The sequence below is a fragment of the Marinobacter sp. UBA2688 genome (assembly GCF_002352785.1).
Taxonomy (GTDB): domain Bacteria; phylum Pseudomonadota; class Gammaproteobacteria; order Pseudomonadales; family Oleiphilaceae; genus Marinobacter; species Marinobacter salarius.
The window spans coordinates 46363-65229 of the sequence record NZ_DELU01000015.1; the positions used below are offsets into that span (position 1 = coordinate 46363).

At 56.1% G+C, this 18867-nt stretch carries 15 protein-coding genes; 7 read left to right on the forward strand and 8 right to left on the reverse strand.

What is annotated here, in order from left to right:
* Window positions 1-30: 30 nt before the first annotated feature.
* The 3 genes from B3M52_RS08530 to gloB all read right to left on the reverse strand — a co-directional run bounded on the left by B3M52_RS08530 (window position 31) and on the right by gloB (window position 4586).
* Window positions 31-1854: an extracellular solute-binding protein gene (locus B3M52_RS08530; RefSeq protein WP_286749399.1), complete on the reverse strand. Its 1824-nt coding sequence runs from the start codon at window positions 1852-1854 to the stop codon at window positions 31-33.
* A gap of 25 nt (window positions 1855-1879) precedes the next feature.
* Complete coding sequence (locus tag B3M52_RS08535) at window positions 1880-3604, reverse strand: lytic transglycosylase (protein ID WP_278366505.1); 1725 nt, start codon at window positions 3602-3604, stop codon at window positions 1880-1882.
* Window positions 3605-3791: 187 nt separating this feature from the next.
* Window positions 3792-4586, reverse strand: coding sequence for a hydroxyacylglutathione hydrolase (gene gloB, locus B3M52_RS08540; RefSeq protein ID WP_041333315.1), 795 nt, complete (start codon window positions 4584-4586; stop codon window positions 3792-3794).
* A 93-nt stretch (window positions 4587-4679) separates the two neighbouring features.
* Between gloB and B3M52_RS08545 the strand changes: the two genes are divergently transcribed.
* From B3M52_RS08545 to B3M52_RS08560, 4 genes are all read left to right on the forward strand, one after another.
* The gene (locus B3M52_RS08545) at window positions 4680-5501 is read left to right on the forward strand and encodes a class I SAM-dependent methyltransferase (protein ID WP_085680564.1); all 822 of its coding nucleotides are present in this window, start codon (window positions 4680-4682) and stop codon (window positions 5499-5501) included.
* Window positions 5501-5947 (forward strand): ribonuclease HI, encoded by a 447-nt coding sequence (rnhA, locus tag B3M52_RS08550; protein WP_036207497.1) that lies wholly within the window; start codon window positions 5501-5503, stop codon window positions 5945-5947. The genes B3M52_RS08545 and rnhA overlap by 1 nt, the downstream gene beginning before the upstream one ends.
* Before the next feature lie 36 nt (window positions 5948-5983).
* Window positions 5984-6694, forward strand: a complete 711-nt coding sequence (dnaQ, locus tag B3M52_RS08555; RefSeq protein ID WP_041333319.1) for a DNA polymerase III subunit epsilon — start codon at window positions 5984-5986, stop codon at window positions 6692-6694.
* 251 nt (window positions 6695-6945) lie between these two features.
* A complete protein-coding gene (locus B3M52_RS08560) occupies window positions 6946-8652 on the forward strand; it encodes a hypothetical protein (protein WP_036207491.1) in 1707 nt (568 codons plus the stop codon).
* A gap of 85 nt (window positions 8653-8737) precedes the next feature.
* On the opposite strand, the gene B3M52_RS08565 is transcribed toward B3M52_RS08560, so the two are convergent.
* On the reverse strand, window positions 8738-9052 hold the full coding sequence (locus B3M52_RS08565) for an SCP2 sterol-binding domain-containing protein (RefSeq protein ID WP_007154761.1): 315 nt from the start codon (window positions 9050-9052) through the stop codon (window positions 8738-8740).
* A gap of 231 nt (window positions 9053-9283) precedes the next feature.
* Between B3M52_RS08565 and sohB the strand changes: the two genes are divergently transcribed.
* Window positions 9284-10348 (forward strand): protease SohB, encoded by a 1065-nt coding sequence (gene sohB / locus B3M52_RS08570; RefSeq protein ID WP_036207487.1) that lies wholly within the window; start codon window positions 9284-9286, stop codon window positions 10346-10348.
* A gap of 24 nt (window positions 10349-10372) precedes the next feature.
* Window positions 10373-11371, forward strand: coding sequence for a YhdH/YhfP family quinone oxidoreductase (locus B3M52_RS08575; RefSeq protein ID WP_075195229.1), 999 nt, complete (start codon window positions 10373-10375; stop codon window positions 11369-11371).
* A gap of 157 nt (window positions 11372-11528) precedes the next feature.
* Here B3M52_RS08575 and B3M52_RS08580 read toward each other — a convergent pair whose 3' ends face one another.
* From B3M52_RS08580 to metH, 4 genes are all read right to left on the reverse strand, one after another.
* Window positions 11529-12032, reverse strand: coding sequence for a DUF934 domain-containing protein (locus B3M52_RS08580; protein WP_036207481.1), 504 nt, complete (start codon window positions 12030-12032; stop codon window positions 11529-11531).
* Window positions 12025-13677, reverse strand: coding sequence for a nitrite/sulfite reductase (locus tag B3M52_RS08585; RefSeq protein WP_286749400.1), 1653 nt, complete (start codon window positions 13675-13677; stop codon window positions 12025-12027). Before B3M52_RS08585 ends, B3M52_RS08580 begins: the two co-directional genes overlap by 8 nt.
* 331 nt (window positions 13678-14008) lie before the next feature.
* Complete coding sequence (locus B3M52_RS08590; RefSeq protein ID WP_036207475.1) at window positions 14009-14275, reverse strand: DUF2970 domain-containing protein; 267 nt, start codon at window positions 14273-14275, stop codon at window positions 14009-14011.
* A 42-nt stretch (window positions 14276-14317) separates the two neighbouring features.
* Entirely contained in the window at window positions 14318-18025 is a 3708-nt protein-coding gene (gene metH, locus B3M52_RS08595) for a methionine synthase (RefSeq protein ID WP_075195228.1), read from the reverse strand.
* 185 nt (window positions 18026-18210) lie between these two features.
* Between metH and nfuA the strand changes: the two genes are divergently transcribed.
* A complete protein-coding gene (gene nfuA / locus B3M52_RS08600) occupies window positions 18211-18798 on the forward strand; it encodes a Fe-S biogenesis protein NfuA (protein WP_007152088.1) in 588 nt (195 codons plus the stop codon).
* Window positions 18799-18867: the final 69 nt, after the last annotated feature.

Here is an 18867-nt window from a genome sequence, read left to right on the forward strand (position 1 = left end):
ACTCCGTCAAAGTTGTATCAGAGATCTGCGTCATTGGTCAGTGCTTTTTACCCACCAGTTGTTGATGTCCACACCGTTTTTGGGAACCGTCTCCGGCCGTTGAAGGAACGACCAGTACGCGATCCGATCCTTGGCCAGGTACCAGTTTGGAATCACGTAGTGTCCATGCAGCAGCACACGGTCCAGCGCCCGCGTACGATGAACAAGCTCCTCCCGGGTAGGCGCCTGGATGACCAGGTTGACCAATTCATCCACCACCGGGCTACCCACCCCCATATAGTTGCGCGAGCCCTTCACATCGACATTGGAGGAATGCCAGTACTCCCGCTGCTCATTGCCAGGAGAGTCGGACTGGCCGATGCCCTGGACGGTCATGTCGTAGTCGAACTCACGAAGGCGCTGGATGTACTGGTTGGTATCCACCAGGCGTACGGACACATCAATGCCGAGTCTTTCGAGGTTGTTCTTGAAGGGCAGCACCACCCGTTCAAAGGTTTTCTGAAAGATCAGGATCTCGAAGGCCAGTGGATTACCGGTTTCCCGGTTCACCATGGTGCCATCCCTGACCTCATAGCCGGCCTCCCGTAACAACGTCAGGGCTGTACGGAAGTTATCGCGAAGCCCGCCTTTACCCGCCGTCGAAGGGGGTTGATACTCTTCATTGAATACATCGTCGGGCAATTGATCGCGGTAAGGCTCAAGGATCTCCAGTTCGCGACCTTCGGGCAGTCCTGATGACGCCAGCTCGCTGTTCTCGAAGTAGCTTGAGGTACGGGTGTATTGCCCGAAGAAAAGATTTTTGTTGGCCCATTCAAAGTCAAACGCGTAAGCCAGCGCTTCCCGTACACGAGGGTCGCTGAATACCTGGCGGCGGGTGTTCATCGCGAACGCCTGCATGCCGGCAGGGCGGCCATGTTCTACGGCTTCAGTTTTAACCTTGCCGGAGTCAAACTGGTTACCGGTGTAGGCGGTGGCCCAGTTCTTAGCCGAGGACTCTACCCGAAAATCGAAATTACCGGCACGGAAGGACTCCAGGGCGACGGTGTCATCCTTGTAGTAGTCATAGTGAATTTCATCGAAGTTATACCGCCCCTTTCGCACTCCGATGTTCCTGGCCCAGTAATCCTCCACCCGTTTGAAGGTGATGGAGCGGCCCGCCTCGAAGTCGCTAATGCGATACGGGCCACTGCCAACGGGCGGTGTCAGACCGTTGTCGCCAAATTCACGATCTTTCCAGTAATGACTTGGAAGAACGGGCAGTTGGCCAAGAATCAGTGGCAGTTCACGGTTGTTGGTGTCACCAAACTCGAAGCGGATAGTCCGCTCATCTTCGATGATTACCTCGGACACGTCTGCATAATAGTTGCGATAGAAAGGATGGCCTTTGGTGGTCAGAACATCGAACGAAAACTTCACGTCCTTCGCGGTAATGGGTTCACCATCCTGGAACCGGGCTTCATCACGCAGATGAAAGGTCACGTAACTGCGGTCTTCCGGGGTTTCAATAGACTCGGCAATCAGGCCATACGCGGAAAAGGGTTCGTCCGCCGACGGTTCCATCAGCGTATCGTATAGGTATGTGTTAATGCCCGCCGCGGCTACACCGCGAATAACGAAAGGGTTAAAGGTGTCGAATCCATTGGCCACCACGGCCATTCGAAGGACGCCGCCCTTGGGCGCCCCGGGGTTAACGTAGTCAAAGTGCGGGAAGCCTTCGGAGTATTGGGGCTCGCCGTGCATGGCGATGCCGTGACGTGCGTCCGGCTCGGCTGAAGCTGATTGCCATGGGAGGAGAACCATGGCGGTAACGGTCAAAACACTGATGAGGGATGAGGCTTTCCGTGTTCTTGTCATAGATCTCGCACGTTTCGGTTCAGACTCAGGGGCTGTTTCTTATGTCGACATAGAGTACCAGACTTTGCCCGGGCTGAAGATAACGTGAGGTGTTGAGGTCGTTCCAGCTTGCGATGTCTCTCACATTAACCGCAAACCGGCTGGCGATGGTCGACAGGGAATCCCCTTTGCGGACCTGATAGCCCACCTTGCGTACCATGCCTTTGCCACGATTGGTGCTGGCCAGCATGGCGGGTTGTTTCGACTTGGACCAGATGACCAGTTTCTTGCCGGGCATCAGAGGATCACCGGGCGCCATGCCATTCCAGGACGCCAGCTGGCGAACGGACACCCGATGCTCGCGGGCAATATCCCAGAAGGTGTCCCCGGAGCGAACTTTGTAGTCAACTCGGGTGCCATTGGCGTTCTTGCCGCTCCGTTCCTGCTTTCTGGCGAGTCGTTCACTGGCGCTCAGGGAATAGGTGCCCGCCTGTTCGGCAGCAGAGGGAATCATCAGCCGTTGGCCGATGCGAATGATGTGACTGTCGAGGTTGTTGACCTGCTGTATCACCGAGGGTGTGGTGGAGTAGCGTTTGGCAATGGTGCTCAGGGTGTCGCCGGATTCCACCTTGTAGTTCCGCCAGGAAACGCGCTTCGCCGGATCCATGCTCTTGAGGGCCGTAGCGAAGGTTTCAGCTTGGTCGCGGGGAACTAGCAGACGGTGGGGACCATCCGGTGATGTCGCCCAGCGATTGTACGAGGGGTTGAGCAGGTAAATCTCGTCGATATCGACACCGGCCAGTTCCGCTGCCTGGGCCAGATCGAGCTGCGAACCGGTGTCGACGACTTCAAAGTAGGGCTCGTCGTCCAGCGGGGGCAGTTCGATGCCGTGGGCCTGTGGATCATCAAAGATCTTCGCCAGGGCGATCAGTTTTGGGACGTAATGGCGAGTCTCCCGAGGCAGGTCGAGGGACCAGTAATCCGTTGGCTGATTGCGCTTGCGGTTGCGGCGCATGGCGCTGGAAACCGTGCCCCCACCACTGTTATAAGCCGCAAGTGCCAGCATGTAGTCGCCGTCAAATCGCGTTGCCAGTCGGTCAAGGTACGTCAGCGCCGCGTCGGTGGCAGCAATGATGTCGCGGCGATCGTCATGCCACCAGCTTTGGGTCAGGCCAAAATACTTGCCCGTGGAAGGAATGAATTGCCACAGGCCGGCAGCACGGCCGTGGGAGTACGCAAACGGATCGAAGGCACTCTCCACCACGGGCAGTAGGGCCAGTTCCGTGGGCAGCCCACGTTTCTCGGCTTCGGAAACAATATAGTGCAGGTAGCGGCTGCCACGATCGACGACTCGATCAATGTAGCGCGGGTGCTTTTTGTACCAGTTCAGTTGCGCCTGGACCCTGGGTTCGCTGGCATCGTGATCCAGCGCGAAGCCTGCCCGCAGGCGGTGCCACAGGTCCGGTGTGGCGTCATTCTCTTCCGCGATCTTCTGGTCAGGATCGTCGAGCTTTTCCCTGGCGTCTTCCGCGGTTTTCTTGAGCGTTGGGTCGATGGCGTCGTCGAGCTTCGTCCGGGACGCGCGGCCGGTTGATTCGTCACCAGGCGAGGACTCAATCGCTTCTTTAAGCTCATCGTCACCGGCGGCCACGGTCAGTTTTTCTGAGGCCAGTACGTCACTTGATGGAGACTCTGAGAAAGGATCAAGAGCGCTGCAGCCACTGGCAAGTGCGCCAAGGAGAAACAGGGTGGAAAATCGCGAGACCGTCATATGACTACTTCCGGTGGCTGGTCGACGCCGGGGTGAACTGTATGAAAACCCGGCATATTTAATGAGTTATGACACAAAAGTTTCACGGATTCTATTGGAAGGCTTTTCGGGGGGTCAACAAGACTCGCGTTACGTCATTGATAGAAATTGTTACCCGCCTCTGAGCGTATCCTTTAGAACGTGTCCTTTAGAATGTGTCTTTGCCGTGCCTTGTGGCTGCGAACACGTCGTTGTCCGATTCGACGGCCAGGCCCGCTTTCTGAGCGTATTGGTGCGCAGCTTCGATTACCGCCTTGTCGTCCCAGCGCAGGAAAGGGTTAAGTTGCTTTTCCTCACCAAGGATGGATGGAACGGTGGGCATGCCATCGTCGCGACGTTTCTGGCAGCGGGCTTCGAAATCCCTGAGCGGCTCGTCATCAGGTAGCCAATGACGGGCGAACTTAAGGTTGGCTAGTGTGTATTCGTGGGCGCAATACACGGCTGTGTCGTCTGGCAGGCCCCTAAGGCTTTCCAGCGAGCGTTTCATTTGCTCCGGAGACCCTTCAAACAGGCGTCCACAACCGCACACAAACAGGGTATCGCCACAAAACAGGACCGGACGGTCGTTGACATGAACGTCGGTATAATAGGCAATGTGGTCGAGAGTGTGCCCGGGAACACCAAGGACACTGAATGTGAGCTGTTGCCAGACCACGTCATCCCCGGGGTGCACTTCACTGGTGGCGCCCTTGAAGGGAGAATTCGCCGGGCCGATGATTCTGCAGTCGGATACTGTTCCGGCGAGTTTGCTCACGCCGCCAACATGGTCAGGGTGGTGGTGGGTCACCAGTATGGTGTCCAGTTCCAGTCCGTTGTCTGCCAGGAACTCGATGACCGGCTCCGCCTGCCCGGGGTCCACGATCAATGCCTTACGGTCCTCACTGTTGGACAGGCACCAGATGTAGTTGTCATTGAAGGCTGGAATAGCGTTAATGGTCAGCATAGGCTCCACATGTGCGATACGAGTGTGACTGTTATCATAGAGTATTAATCCCGGTGCCCCAACACCGGAGAAACGAACCAGGGGAACGCAGCAATGAGCCCAACAGGTGACGTTGACTATCCCGCCCGACATGACAGCTTCGAGAGCTGGTTCCAGACGCCCCTGGGCCGTTCACTGCTGGCTGACCAGCGCGCCTGCGTTGAGCGCCATGTTCGCGCCCTCTCCGGTGCGAGACAGTTGCAGGTTGCCGTCAGTCATCGCCTGCCACTGGCCAGTGGGACGGATTTTGCCCAACGTGTTCTGACGACGCCGAACTGGCAGTCTTCCATTCCCGACGGTGTGGCGGTCTGCGATGCCGATGAGTTGCCCTTTCCCGGTGACTCCATGGACCTGGTGATTCTCCACCACACGGCGGATTTTTCGCCGCATCCCCACCAGGCTTTGCGAGAGGCCTCCAGGGTGCTTAGGGGGGAGGGCATGATGGTGCTGATCGGGTTTAACCCGTTTAGCCTTTGGGGCGTGAGGAAACTGGTTTCCAGGCACCATGAAGGCCCCTGGGGTGGTCGTTTTCTGATGAAGGGACGCATGGAGGACTGGCTCCGGCTACTGGACTTTTCTGTGGAGTCCTCGGGCTCCTCGTTTTTCCAGGTTCCGCTTCAGCGGGCGGCACTCGCAGAGCGCAGGGGCCTGATGGAAAGGGTGTGCGGCAACCGTTTCCTGCCGGTGGGGGCTTATTACTGTATCCTTGCCAAAAAACGCGTTTACTCCAGGTTACAACGGAGACCAGCCTGGCAGGGGCAGAAAGTCATTGCCTTGCCAGGACGGGGCGCAGTGGGAGCTTCCCGTGACTACCCGGCGCGCCCCGAAAACGGTCGGTGCGCCATACTGAAACACAAGCATGTCGAGGAGTATTGATGGCCGGTAAGGTTGTTCTCTATACCGATGGCGCCTGCAAGGGCAACCCTGGGCCAGGAGGCTGGGGCGTTGTTCTGAGGTACGGCGATGCCAACAAGATGTTGCACGGTGGTGAAGCGAATACCACCAATAATCGCATGGAGTTGATGGCTGCGATACAGGGTTTGAAAGCGCTCAGGCGCGCCTGCGACGTGGAGCTTTATACCGATTCCCAATATGTCCGTAAGGGCATCACCGAATGGATGACGGGCTGGAAGCGAAACGGTTGGAAAACATCCGCAAAGAAGCCGGTCAAGAATGAAGATCTCTGGCGGGAGCTGGACAATGAGGTGGCCCGCCACAAGGTCAATTGGCATTGGGTGAAAGGGCACTCGGGCAATCCTGACAACGAGCTGGCAGACGAGCTGGCCAATCGCGGTGTGGAAGAACTGGCGAGCGCCGGATAACAACGGCGTAACCAATGGGGTAACCATAGGAAAACCATGAGACAGATTGTACTGGATACGGAAACCACCGGTATCGACCCGACGGAAGGTCACCGGATTATCGAAATTGGCTGCGTTGAGTTGATGGAACGTCAGATTACCGGTCGGCACTATCACGTCTACATTAACCCGGAGCGGGAAGTGGAGGCGGAAGCCATAACGGTTCATGGCATCACCAACGAGTTCCTGGCGGACAAGCCAAAATTCGCCGAAATAGCCGACGAGTTCTTTGAGTTCATAAAAGGGGCCGAGCTGGTTATTCACAACGCGGCGTTCGATATTGGATTCATGGATTCCGAATTCGCCCGTCTGAAGCCTGTTCGCAGGACGACTGAACATTGCGGCGTGGTGGACTCCCTTGCCATTGCCCGCAAGAAGCATCCCGGCCAGAAAAATAATCTGGACGCCTTATGCAAGCGTTACGGGATCGACAACAGTAATCGTGAGCTGCACGGCGCTTTGCTGGATGCGGAAATTCTTGCTGACGTCTATCTTTTGCTTACTGGCGGGCAGACAGCACTCTCCCTGGATGCTGGCGGTGACGAAGCTGGCGGTGAGGGCGGTATCCGTCGCCTGGCGGATAATCGCAATCCATTGCCGGTACCCAGGGCCAGTGACGATGAGCGCTCCGCCCACGACGAATTCATGGCATTGCTGGCAAAGCAGGCCGGTACAACTGTATGGGAAAGGCTTACAGCTGAAGAATAAGCCGAGCTAGGCAGAATATTCTTTTGGCAGTGCGAACTGTGTGTCGCGCTGTACGTTTTGTTACATTCCTGCTTTCTTGAGCTACTTGAGTTTTGTGTTATAAGTAATGATAAGTTCGCGAGTTTTCGCGAACTTTTTATTTTAGCCGGGAAGGGTAAATCTGGCTCATAAAGTGATTCTTCAAACAACCGAAAAGATCACATTCCAAGAACAGGACGCGGTAGTTTCCGCATAATTTACAGGAAGCGTTTATGGTTCAATCGTCTCTGGCGACGAAATCACAGTCATTTGATCTGGTCAAAAGTGAGATTGAGCAGACCATCAGACAGGCAGAGTCCAGCCTTGAACGCTTTCAGGAAAACCGTGAAAGCGGTGAGGATCTGCAGAACTGTGTGGATTTTCTGAATCAGCTCCGCGGTATTTTCATTCTTGTCGAACTGCGTGCCGGCACTCTGTTGTGCCAGGAAGCCGTCAGTATGGCCAATGATGTTCCCGTTGGCGCCAACGATGACAAGAATATCCTCCTGACGACTCTCAACAGCGCATTGTTCATTTTGCGCCGTTATGTTGAATACTATCATCAGCAACGTGCGGACCATCCGGAGCTGCTGCTGCCGGTTATCAATGATCTGCGCGAAGCCCGCAAGGAAAAACCCTACCCGGAATCCTGTTTCTTCGATGTTGATGTCAAGGAACGGCCGGACTTCTGCTCGGGGCTTTCTCTTCAGACGTTTGACGGTAACGAAGCGGAATACGAGATACTGGCCCGCCGTATGCGTTTGACGTTCCAGGTCGCGCTGTTGGGTGTGCTTCGTGAAAAGAACGATGTGGTGAGTAAAAAGTTGTTTGGCCGGGCGGCGCGTGGATTTGCTCGGCTTTGCCAGGGGCAGTCCATGGGGCAGATGTGGTGTCTGGTTGCCATTGTGGCGGATACCATGCTTGATCGGGTCATGGGGTTCAGCAAAGCCCGCAAGCGCATGTTCATGCGTATCGAGAAATATTCCCGTGAAGTCGTATACGTCGGCAAGGTGGCCACGGCCAAGGATGCGCCGGATTCTCTCATTCGTGATCTGGTGTACCTGCTCTATAGAAGTGGATCGGCAAATCCCGAGGTAACCTCCGTGTTGTCAGCTTACCGACTGACGCCCGCGGAATTCCCGGACTCCATGCTTGATGCCCATGCCCGTCGTCTTTATGGCCCGGGCACCGATGTTCTCAAATCGTTGTCGACGGCGTTGCAGGACGAACTGAATCAGCTCAAGGACAAGCTGGACATTGTTGAGCGCGGCATCGAGCCGGACCTGGCGGAGTTGTCCTCCATTGCAGATGCGCTTGAGCGCCTTGCCAATACACTGGTGATGCTGGATCTCAACCAGCTGGGAACCATGGCCCGGGGTGAGGCCGTGAAGTTGCGGACCTGGGAGGAAGAGAGTCGCCTGCCAGCGGACGATGAGCTCTACAAGCTGGCCGATTCCGTATTGGGTATCGAGGACGCCGTGATGCAAATCGTGGTTCGTGGCATCACCTCGGAAACCGACGCTCTTGCTGGTGGGCAGCGTACCCGTGAAGAATCTCTTTACCTTCAGGAAGCCACCTACGTGGTGGCCGACGAAGCGAAAAGTGCGCTGACCCTCGCAAAACGTGCCATAACGGCGTTCATCGAGTCCGACTACGACAAGCTCCACCTCGCCAACCTGCCTGCTACGTTGCACAGTATCTGGGGTGGTCTGCACATGCTGGACGATCCCGGCGCGGCTTCGGTGTTGGAGCGCGTGGCGGCGTCCATTCAGGAACGATTGCTGGATGCCAGGGAAGCGCCTCAGGCTCAGGTGTTGGAAGCACTGGCGGACGCACTAACGTCCCTTGAGTACTATATAGAGAGTGTAGGCAGGCGCGAAGATCGAAATGCTGACCTGTTGAAGCTGGCGGAATCCTCATTGGAGGACGTGGGGCTTTAGTCCTGTTGCGTTATTCAATGGCCATAAAAAACCTGCCGTTTGGGCAGGTTTTTTTATGGCGTTCAAAGAGCGATCAGCCTATCGATCAGCCCATGTTGAACAGCTCGCCCAGCTTGGTAGCCAGCATCATGTCGCCTTCAGCGCGCAGCTGACCGGCCATAAAGGCTTGCATGCCATCGGTTTCGCCGGAAACGATGCCCTGCAGGGTTTCGGAGTTCATGATCAGGGTGACGGAAGGATCGTCATGGGCGCCTTCAGCCATCTTGCAGGTGCCATCCTTGATAACCAGGTGATAGGTCTTGTCGTCCTCGATGTCGAACTGGAATACCAGATCCAGGCCTTCAGCTGCGTCCGCGTTAAAATTTTGTTCGAGTTTCTCGAATATCTGAGCTACAGACATTATTTTACCCTTATTGATGGTTGTCGTGGCGTATTGACGGCTTCTGGTTCCTGGCCTTTCGCCTGCATGGAAGCCCGGGTGAGCCGACGTAGCCATTCGACTTTAGGGTTAGACATTACTGGTGTCAAGCTCGATCGAACGCTTGTTTTAATTTGTTATTGGTTCTATGGCTTGTACCTCAGGGCACCTCGGTTACAATCGAGCGCTCAAGAATAATCCTGGAGAAGCAACTTGGAATTTCTGACAGAGTTCGGTTTGTTTATTGCGAAAACGGTCACCCTCGTGGTGGCGCTTCTGGTCATTGTCTCAGTGGTTTTATCCGCTGCCCATAAAGACAAGGACGATCAGGGGAGTGACGGTGAGCTGCGGGTTCGCAAACTCAACGAGAAATACCGCAAGCTGAGGGAGTCACTTCAGGCCAAACTGCGCAGCGATTCAGAGCGCAAGGCTTTTGAGAAAGCCCGTAAAAAGGAAGACAAGGCCAAACAGAAAGCCGAGAAGGCCAAGCGCAAATCCGGTGATGCTGAGGAAAAACCCCGTCCCAAGGTGTACGTGCTGGACTTTGACGGCGATATCAAAGCCAGCGATACGGACTCTTTGCGCCGCTCGATCACAGCGGTGCTCAGCGTTGCGGAGCCCGAAACCGATGAAGTGGTGATACGTCTCGAAAGTGGCGGCGGCCTGGTTCACTCTTACGGACTCGCGGCTGCCCAGTTAGACCGTATTCGCGCCAAGGGTATTCGGCTTACGGCCTGCGTGGATAAAGTCGCCGCCAGCGGCGGTTACATGATGGCGTGCGTGGCTGACCGGATTGTCGCGTCGCCATTTGCGATTCTCGGGTCCATTGGTGTTGTTGCCCAACTGCCCAACTTCCATCGTTTCCTCAAGAAAAACGACGTCGACTTCGAAATTCTGACCGCTGGTGAGCACAAGCGCACCATGACCGTATTCGGCGAGAACACGGATAAAGGCAGAACCAAATTCCTTGAAGACCTTGAGGATACCCACGTGTTGTTCAAAGAGTACGTGGGTGAACGCCGTCCGGAACTGGATATTGCCGCCGTTGCAAACGGCGATATCTGGTTTGGCCGCCGCGCGCTGGAGGTCAAACTGGTGGACGAGATCAAGACCTCCGACGAATATCTCATTGAGGCCTGTGACAGTGCAGACGTAATCTCGGTAGGTTTCCAGCGCAAACGCACGTTGCCGGAAAAGCTTGGCCTGGCCACCAGCGCGGCACTTGAACACACCGTATGGCGGGTACTGGGCGCATTCCGCAACCAGAAAATCCAGTAAACCTACAGTAACGGGAACAGAGTCATGACAAACGACACCGAATTCAAGGCATGGCGCGTTCAGGAGCAGGACGGCGAATACGAGGGCTCTGAGCAGACGCTGCACGTATCCGATCTGCCCGAAAACGACGTCCTGATCAAAGTCAGTCATTCGTCCCTGAACTACAAGGATGCCTTGTCGGCCTCCGGCAACAAGGGTGTTACACGTAACTTCCCCCACACTCCTGGCATCGATGCTGCCGGGGAAGTCGTTGAAGCCTCCTCTGGCTCCTTTTCAGCCGGCGACCAGGTACTGGTAACCGGCTACGACCTGGGCATGAACACCGACGGCGGCTTCGGCGAATACATCCGGGTACCGGCCGAGTGGTGTGTGGCAATGCCCAAGGGCTGGAGCGCCCGCACCGCCATGATATACGGCACGGCCGGCCTTACGGCGGGTCTGTGTGTACAAAAGCTATTGATCATGGGTGCCAGGCCAGAGCAAGGCAAAGTTGCCGTCAGTGGTGCCAGTGGCGCTGTCGGCAGCGTAGCGGTTGAGCTGCTTGCGAGCCTCGGATTCGAAGTCGTGGCTATCAGTGGCAAACAAGATCATGCCGACGCACTCAAAAACCTTGGTGCCACGGAAGTGCTGGGACGCGAAGCTCTGGCAGCCGAAAGGAAGCCAATGCTGAAACCGGCCTATGCCAACGCCGTGGATACCGTTGGCGGTGGCCCACTGGCGGAATTGCTGAAGCAGATCCACCCAGGCGGTTCCGTCTCCTGCTGTGGCCTGGTCGCCGGGCCACAACTGGAAACCACCGTTCTGCCGTTTATCCTGCGGGGCAACAACCTGCTGGGCGTGGATTCGGTTGAAATTCCGCTGGCGGACAAACAGTCAGTCTGGGACAAATTTGCCGGTGACTGGGCGTGCAGGAAAACAGAAGCGTCTGCCCGCGATATCGGGCGTGGTGAACTCGATGGAGCCTTGAAGGCATTTCTGAAAGGGGAGTCATCAGGGAAAATCGTTCTGGATCACTCCAAGTAGGCGACTGCGAGGTTGATATAGAAGAGAAGGGGCTTACTTTCCAAAACTGTGCGGAGCCAGGGATGGCGGAGCCCAAGCGTCACATGGATGTGCCGCAAGGAGCGTGTTTTGGAAAGTAAGCCCCTTCTTTTCGTACTCCTGAAGCGAATGCCTCAGGTCAGGAAGCCCGACGACGAAACAACGGCTCGTCCGTATCCGTCGCCGCCTGATACCCCTGGGTAAAGAAGTTCAGGCAACGAGCTGCCTTGTTGATATCCTTGTCGGCGCGCAGTACGTACGTGTCAAAACCGCACCGCTTCATAAACTGCAGCTGATCAAGAAGCACATCACCGACCGCACGAAGTTCGTTCCGGTAGCTCAGGCGCTCCCGAAGCAGCCGCGCGATACTGTAACCGCGGCCATCGCTGAACTTCGGAAAGTTCACCGCAATCACCGGCAGCTCATTGACCACGCCAGCCAGAATCTCCGGCTCATCATGGCTGTCGAGCCACACACCGATATCATCACGGTCTTCAAAGTGCTCCTTGCCCGCCAACCAAAGATCGGCCGGAATCAGGGCAGGTTGCTCGGGAACATCCAGGGACTCCCCGTCTGCTGGCCTTGGCACAACAACCCAATCGTCCTGACGGATACTTCCGTCACTGGTGATCACATCAGGCATAAACCCGCTCCTTGAATGGCTCGATGCCAATACGGCGATAAGTATCCAGGAAAGGCTCTTCCTCGGTCCGGTTATCGACGTACACATTAATGATTTTCTGCATCACTTCCGGCATATCTTCCCGGGCAAAAGAGGGCCCGAGAATTTTGCCAATCGCGGCATCGTGATGGGAGGAGCCGCCCAGGCTGATCTGGTAGAACTCCTGGCCCTTCTTGTCGACGCCAAGGACGCCAATGTTGCCCACATGGTGGTGACCACAGGCGTTCATGCAGCCGGAAATGTTCAAATCAATGTTGCCGATGTCGTACAGGTAGTCCATATCATCGAACTGGCGCTGAATGGACTCCGCCACGGGAATAGACTTCGCATTCGCCAGGGCGCAGTAATCGCCACCGGGGCAGCAGATAACATCGGTCAGCGTATTCAGGTTCGCCGTGGCAAAGTCCATCGGTGTGATTGCTTGCCACAGCTCAAACAGTTGGTCTTTCCGGACATCCGCCAGAACTACGTTCTGCTGATGAGTCACCCGTACTTCACCAAAGCTGTACTGGTCCGCCAGGTCGGCAATCTGTTCAAGTTGGCGATCACTGACATCGCCCGGCGGCGTGCCGGTTTTCTTCATGGTCAGTGTCACAATGGCGTAGCCAGGGTTCTTGTGGGTATCCACGTTGTGGCTGATCCACTGATCAAACTCGCGGTTCTCGAATCGTTGGGTTGCCAAAGCGTCCTTCACATCCGGAACCTGCTGGTAGTCCGGCTCAGTGAAATACCCTTTGAACTGCTCAATGGCTTCCTGGGTCAGGCGAGTGGGAGAGTCCTTGATGTGGGACCATTCGTCTTCCACCTTCGCCGCAAAGCCTTCGGGCGTCAGGGCCTTCACCAGAATCTTGATGCGGGCCTTGAATTTGTTGTCCCGGCGACCGTAACGGTTGTAAACACGCAGCACGGCTTCAAGATATGTGAGCAGGTCCAGCTCCGGCAGGAAGTCACGGATAACCGGGCCTACCATCGGCGTACGTCCAAGACCGCCGCCCACGTGAACACGGAAGCCGAGTTCACCCTGATCATTGCGCACCATCTGCAGGCCGATATCATGCACCTGGATAGCAGCGCGGTCGGACTGTTCGGAGGCGTTGACGGCCACTTTGAATTTGCGTGGCAGAAAAGCGAATTCCGGGTGGAAGGTAGACCACTGGCGGATGATTTCGCAGTAAGGGCGCGGGTCGGTGATCTCGTCAGCCTGCACACCGGAAAACTGATCCGTGGTGGTGTTGCGAATGCAGTTGCCGCTGGTCTGGTTGGCGTGCATTTCCACTTCCGCCAACTCGGCCAGGATATCCGGTACGTCTTCGATTTCCGGCCAGTTGAGCTGAACGTTCTGGCGGGTTGTAAAGTGCGCATAACCTTTGTCATAGTCACGGGTTATGCGTGCCAGGCGGCGAAGCTGGGTAGAACGGAGCATTCCGTACGGAACCGCGATGCGCAACATCGGGGCAAGACGCTGTACATACAATCCGTTCTGAAGTCGCAGTGGAAGAAACTCGTCTTCGCTCAGCTCGCCAGCCAATGCTCTCTCGGTCTGGTCACGGAATTGTGCAACGCGCTCGGCAGCCATCTGCCGGTCGTGTTCGTCATAAACATACATAGTGGAACGTCCTGCTGAAACGCTGGAAATACGGCTTTAGTGCCATTTCTTGCGTGGGAGAATATCACCGTGTCATTATTCTTAAAATGATTATTTCCAAATATGTTTATCGACTAAGGTGATATAGAAAGCCAGATATTGCTGGACTGATTACAATTTCCCGCCTAGATTTAAAGAGGCGTGTGCGACAAAACAGATAATAACGACATAGCGAGGAAAGAGTATGAAGAAGACCGCGAGAACCGACAGTCAGGCCGACGCCGTTGCCGCCGTTTTACTGGTAATGCTGGTCGTTGCCTTCGCCGTAGTCTGGGTATCCGGGCAGTAATCGCTACTGGCCGGCAAGCACCAGCTTGACGACCACCACGAGGGTAACAACGAAGCCGACCGTAAACAGGATGCCGGCGATGATGTACGGCCAGGGACTGTGGCTTGAGAAATCCTCCTCACGGCGCTTGTCGGACTGAACGCCGAGTGCGCCGGCAAGGATGCTCTGCATCACCTTGAGAACCCCCGGTCCTGCCTTCGCTTTCTTTGCCGATTTGGCAGGCTCGGCAGGCTTGTCGGGTGATTGCTCGTTTTCGTGTTTATCCGTCATGCTTGGCTTCCGCTGGTGTGTGAAGGCGGACACCGGCGGTGATTATTCCGCCGGGTCGTACGCAAGGCTGGGCGCCAGCCATCGCTCTGCTTCGGCCTTGGATATTCCCTTTCGTGTTGCGTAGTCTTCAACCTGATCCACGCCAATCTTACCCACCGCAAAATACTTTGATTCGGGATGGGAGAAATACCATCCGGAAACCGCCGCAGTCGGGAACATGGCAAAGTGCTCGGTCAGTTCCAGTCCAGCGTTTGCCGGTGCGTCGAGCAGGTCGAACAGGGTGGCCTTCTCCGTGTGGTCCGGGCAGGCGGGATAGCCGGGCGCTGGCCGGATGCCCCGGTACCGTTCACGGATCAGGTCGTCATTTCTGAGTGCCTCGTCTTCGGCATAACCCCAGAATTCCTTCCGTACCCGTTCGTGCAGGTGCTCGGCAAAGGCTTCCGCAAGACGGTCCGCCAGGGCCTTGACCATGATGGCGTTGTAATCGTCGTTGCGATCCTTGAATTCCAGTGAAAACTCTTCCGCGCCGATGCCAGTGGTTACAGCAAAGCCGCCCACGTAATCCACGGGGCCGTCACCTTCCGGCGCTACAAAATCCGACAACGTCATCATTGGCTTGCCCGGTGCCTTGTCATCCTGTTGGCGCAGATGGTGCAGGGTGGTGAGTTCCTTTTCCCGGGTTTCGTCGGTGTAGAGCACAATATCGTCGCCGCGACGGTTGGCTGGCCAGAAGCCGATCGCCGCCTTGGCGGAAACGCGTTTCTCGTCGATCATCTGCTGAAGGATTTTTTGACCGTCCTCAAACAGCGTTCTGGCGGCTTCACCGCGCTTTGGATCATCGAAAATGGCGGGGTACTTGCCGGACATATCCCAAGAGATAAAGAAGGGCGTCCAGTCGATGTAGTCCACCAGTTGCTTCAGATCATAGGTTTCAAAGGACCGTACACCGGTGAAGGCTGGCTTCGGCGGCTGGTAGTCGTCGAACTGGATTTCCGGGGCGCGGGCTCGGGCCTCCTTCAATGAGACCAGCTTGGTACGTTCCCCGCGGTTTTTACGGCGTTCCCGAATTTCGTCGTACTCCGTGCGTGCACCGTCCACCAATGCGGGTTTGGCGGTCTTGCTCAGTAGCTGGGAGGCCACGTTCACGCAGCGCGAGGCATCGGATACATACAGAGCGATGTCGTTTTTGTACTGGGGTTCGATCTTTACCGCAGTGTGAGCCTTGGAAGTGGTGGCACCACCGATCATCAGCGGGATGTTGAAGTCCAGCCGCTGCATTTCCTTGGCAACGTGGACCATTTCATCCAGCGACGGCGTGATCAGGCCGCTGAGGCCGATAATGTCGACGTTTTCCTTCTTTGCCACGTCAAGGATCTTGTCGCAGGGCACCATCACGCCGAGGTCGATGACCTCATAGTTGTTGCACTGCAACACCACACCCACGATGTTCTTGCCGATATCGTGTACGTCCCCTTTGACCGTCGCCATCAGGATTTTGCCCTTGGCTTGCTGATTGCCGGATTTCTCGGCCTCGATATAGGGAATCAGATGGGCCACCGCCTGCTTCATAACGCGGGCGCTTTTGACCACCTGGGGCAGGAACATCTTGCCGTCGCCAAACAGGTCGCCAACCACGTTCATGCCGTCCATCAGCGGGCCTTCAATAACCTCGATCGGGCGGGCGGCGCGCTGCCGGCAGGCTTCGGTGTCTTCAATGATGTAGTTGGTTATACCCTTGACCAGGGCATGCTCCACCCGTTTCTCAACCGGCCACTCGCGCCAGGCCAGGTCTTCTTCCTGGGTCTTGCCGCCCTTGCTGCGATAGCGCTCGGCAATTTCCAGCAAGCGGTCGGTGCCGTCGTCACGGCGATTGAGCACCACGTCCTCAACCAACTCTTTCAGTTCCGGATCGATCTCGTCGTAGATCACGAGCTGGCCGGGGTTGACGATGCCCATGTTCATGCCGGCCTTGATGGCGTGGTACAGGAACACCGAGTGGATGGCTTCACGCACGGCATCGTTACCGCGGAACGAGAACGACACGTTGCTGACACCGCCGGAGATGGACGCATGGGGCAGGTTGTCGCGAATCCAGCGGCTGGCGTTGATGAAATCCACCGCGTAATTGTTGTGCTCCTCGATACCAGTGGCGATGGCGAAGATATTGGGGTCGAAAATGATATCGCCGGCGGTGAAGCCGATACCGACGAGGAGATCGTAGGAGCGCTTGCAGATCTCCGTTTTACGTTCAAAGGTATCCGCCTGGCCGTCCTCATCGAAGGCCATGACCACGACGGCGGCGCCGTAGCGCATGCAGTCACGGGCACGCTTGAGGAACTCATCCTCGCCTTCCTTCAGGCTGATGGAGTTCACCACTGCCTTGCCCTGTATGCAGCGCAGGCCGGCTTCGATGACCTCCCATTTGGAGGAATCAATCATGATCGGAACGCGGGAGATGTCGGGTTCCGAGGCGACCAGATTGAGGAACGTCACCATGACGTCCTTCGAATCCAGCATGCCCTCATCCATGTTGATGTCGATGATCTGGGCACCGTTTTCTACCTGGTCGCGGGCGACGCTGAGGGCCTCTTCGTACTGCTCCTCTTTGATCAGCCGCAGGAATCGCTTGGAGCCCGTCACGTTTGTGCGCTCACCCACGTTGATGAACAGGGTGTTCTCGTCACCCGTAAACGGTTCAAGGCCGGACAGCCTCAGCGCGGGTTTTTGCTCTGGTATCTTTCGTGGCGGGTATTTGGAAACCGCTTCCGCGATGGCTTCGATATGGTCCGGGCGTGAGCCACAGCAACCACCGATGATGTTCAGAAACCCGTCACGGGCAAAGCCTTCAATAATCTCCGCCATTTCTTCCGGCGTCTGGTCATACTCGCCGAATTCGTTCGGCAGCCCGGCATTGGGGTGGGCGCTGACGTAGGTCGTCGATTTATTGGCGAGCTCTTCCACGTAGGGGCGCAGGGCGTCGGCACCGAGGGCGCAGTTCAGACCGACTGAAACAGGCCTGGCGTGAGATACGGAATTCCAGAATGCCTCGGTGGTCTGGCCAGACAGGGTGCGGCCTGAAGCGTCGGTAATAGTGCCGGAAATCATGATTGGCAACTCAATACCACTGTCGATGAAGTACTGCTGGGTGGCGTAGATCGCAGCCTTGGCGTTCAGTGTATCGAAAATGGTTTCGATCAGGATAAGGTCAGAGCCGCCTTGAACAAGGCCTTCCACCGCTTCGTAATAATTGTCGACCAGGGTCTGGAAATCGACGTTGCGATACCCAGGGTTGTTAACATCCGGTGAAATGGATGCAGTGCGGGATGTCGGGCCAACCGCACCGGCCACGAAACGCGGCTTTTCCGGGGCGCGGGCGGTGAATTCGTCCGCAATCTGGCGCGCCAGTTTTGCCGCTTCAATATTCAATTCCTTCGCAATCGATTCGAGACCATAGTCGGCCTGCGACAGCTGGGTGGAGTTGAAGGTGTTGGTTTCAATAATGTCAGCGCCGGCGTCAAGATAGTCCGCGTGTATATTGCGGAGCAGGGCGGGCTGGGTCAGGTTCAACAGGTCATTATTGCCCTGAACCTCACGGTCATAATCGGCAAACCGGTCGCCACGGAACGCTGCCTCGTCCAGTTTCAGGTTCTGGATCATGGTGCCCATGCCGCCATCAAGGACGATGATGCGTTCTTTCAGGGCGTTACCAAGCTGTTCCAGGCGGTCCAGGCGAGCGTTGTGGTCGGTCATATCAATTACTTCCGGAAGTCGTTTTTGTCTCAATGGCGCGCGATCATAGCAAAAATGGCGGTTGTCGTCCCACGGCCTCATGATGTTGATCAATGGACCGATTAAAGTCTGACTATTTTACTTGGTCTTTCATGTTGCAGCGATCTCACTTAAAATGAAGGAACACTTTCAAACGGGTTGCAACTATGGCATTGGTTACGGTGACAGATCCCGCTCGGGATTACCTTGCACAACTTATCGAAAAACAGGATGTGGAGGGCATGGGTGTCCGTATTTTTGTAACCCAGCCCGGCACCAAGAACGCCGAGACCTGCCTTGCCTACTGCCCGCCGAACGAAATTGTACCGACGGACGAGCAGGTTGATCTGGGCAAGTTCACGCTGTTTCTCGATCACAATTCGGTGCCGTTCCTGGAAGAAGCCTTTGTGGACTACTCCAAGGACCAGATGGGCGGGCAGCTGACCATTAAAGCGCCTAACGCCAAGGTGCCCAACGTTGATGAGAACGCGCCCTTGCCAGATCGTATCCAGTATATCCTGGCGTCGGAAATCAATCCCAACCTCGCGGCTCATGGTGGCGAAGTGTCCCTGGTGGAAGTAGCCGAGGAATCCATTGCCGTTCTGCGATTTGGCGGGGGTTGCCAGGGTTGCAGCGCGGTGAGTCTCACACTGAAGCAGGGTGTTGAATCGACGTTGAAAGAGCGTGTTCCTGAGATAACGGCCGTTCGCGACGTTACCGATCATACCTACACAGAAAATGCTTACTATCAGTAAGATAAGGCATGTTCTAAAAGTATGGCATGAAGCCGGCTGATGCCGGCTTTTTTGTTGTGCGCCAGGCAT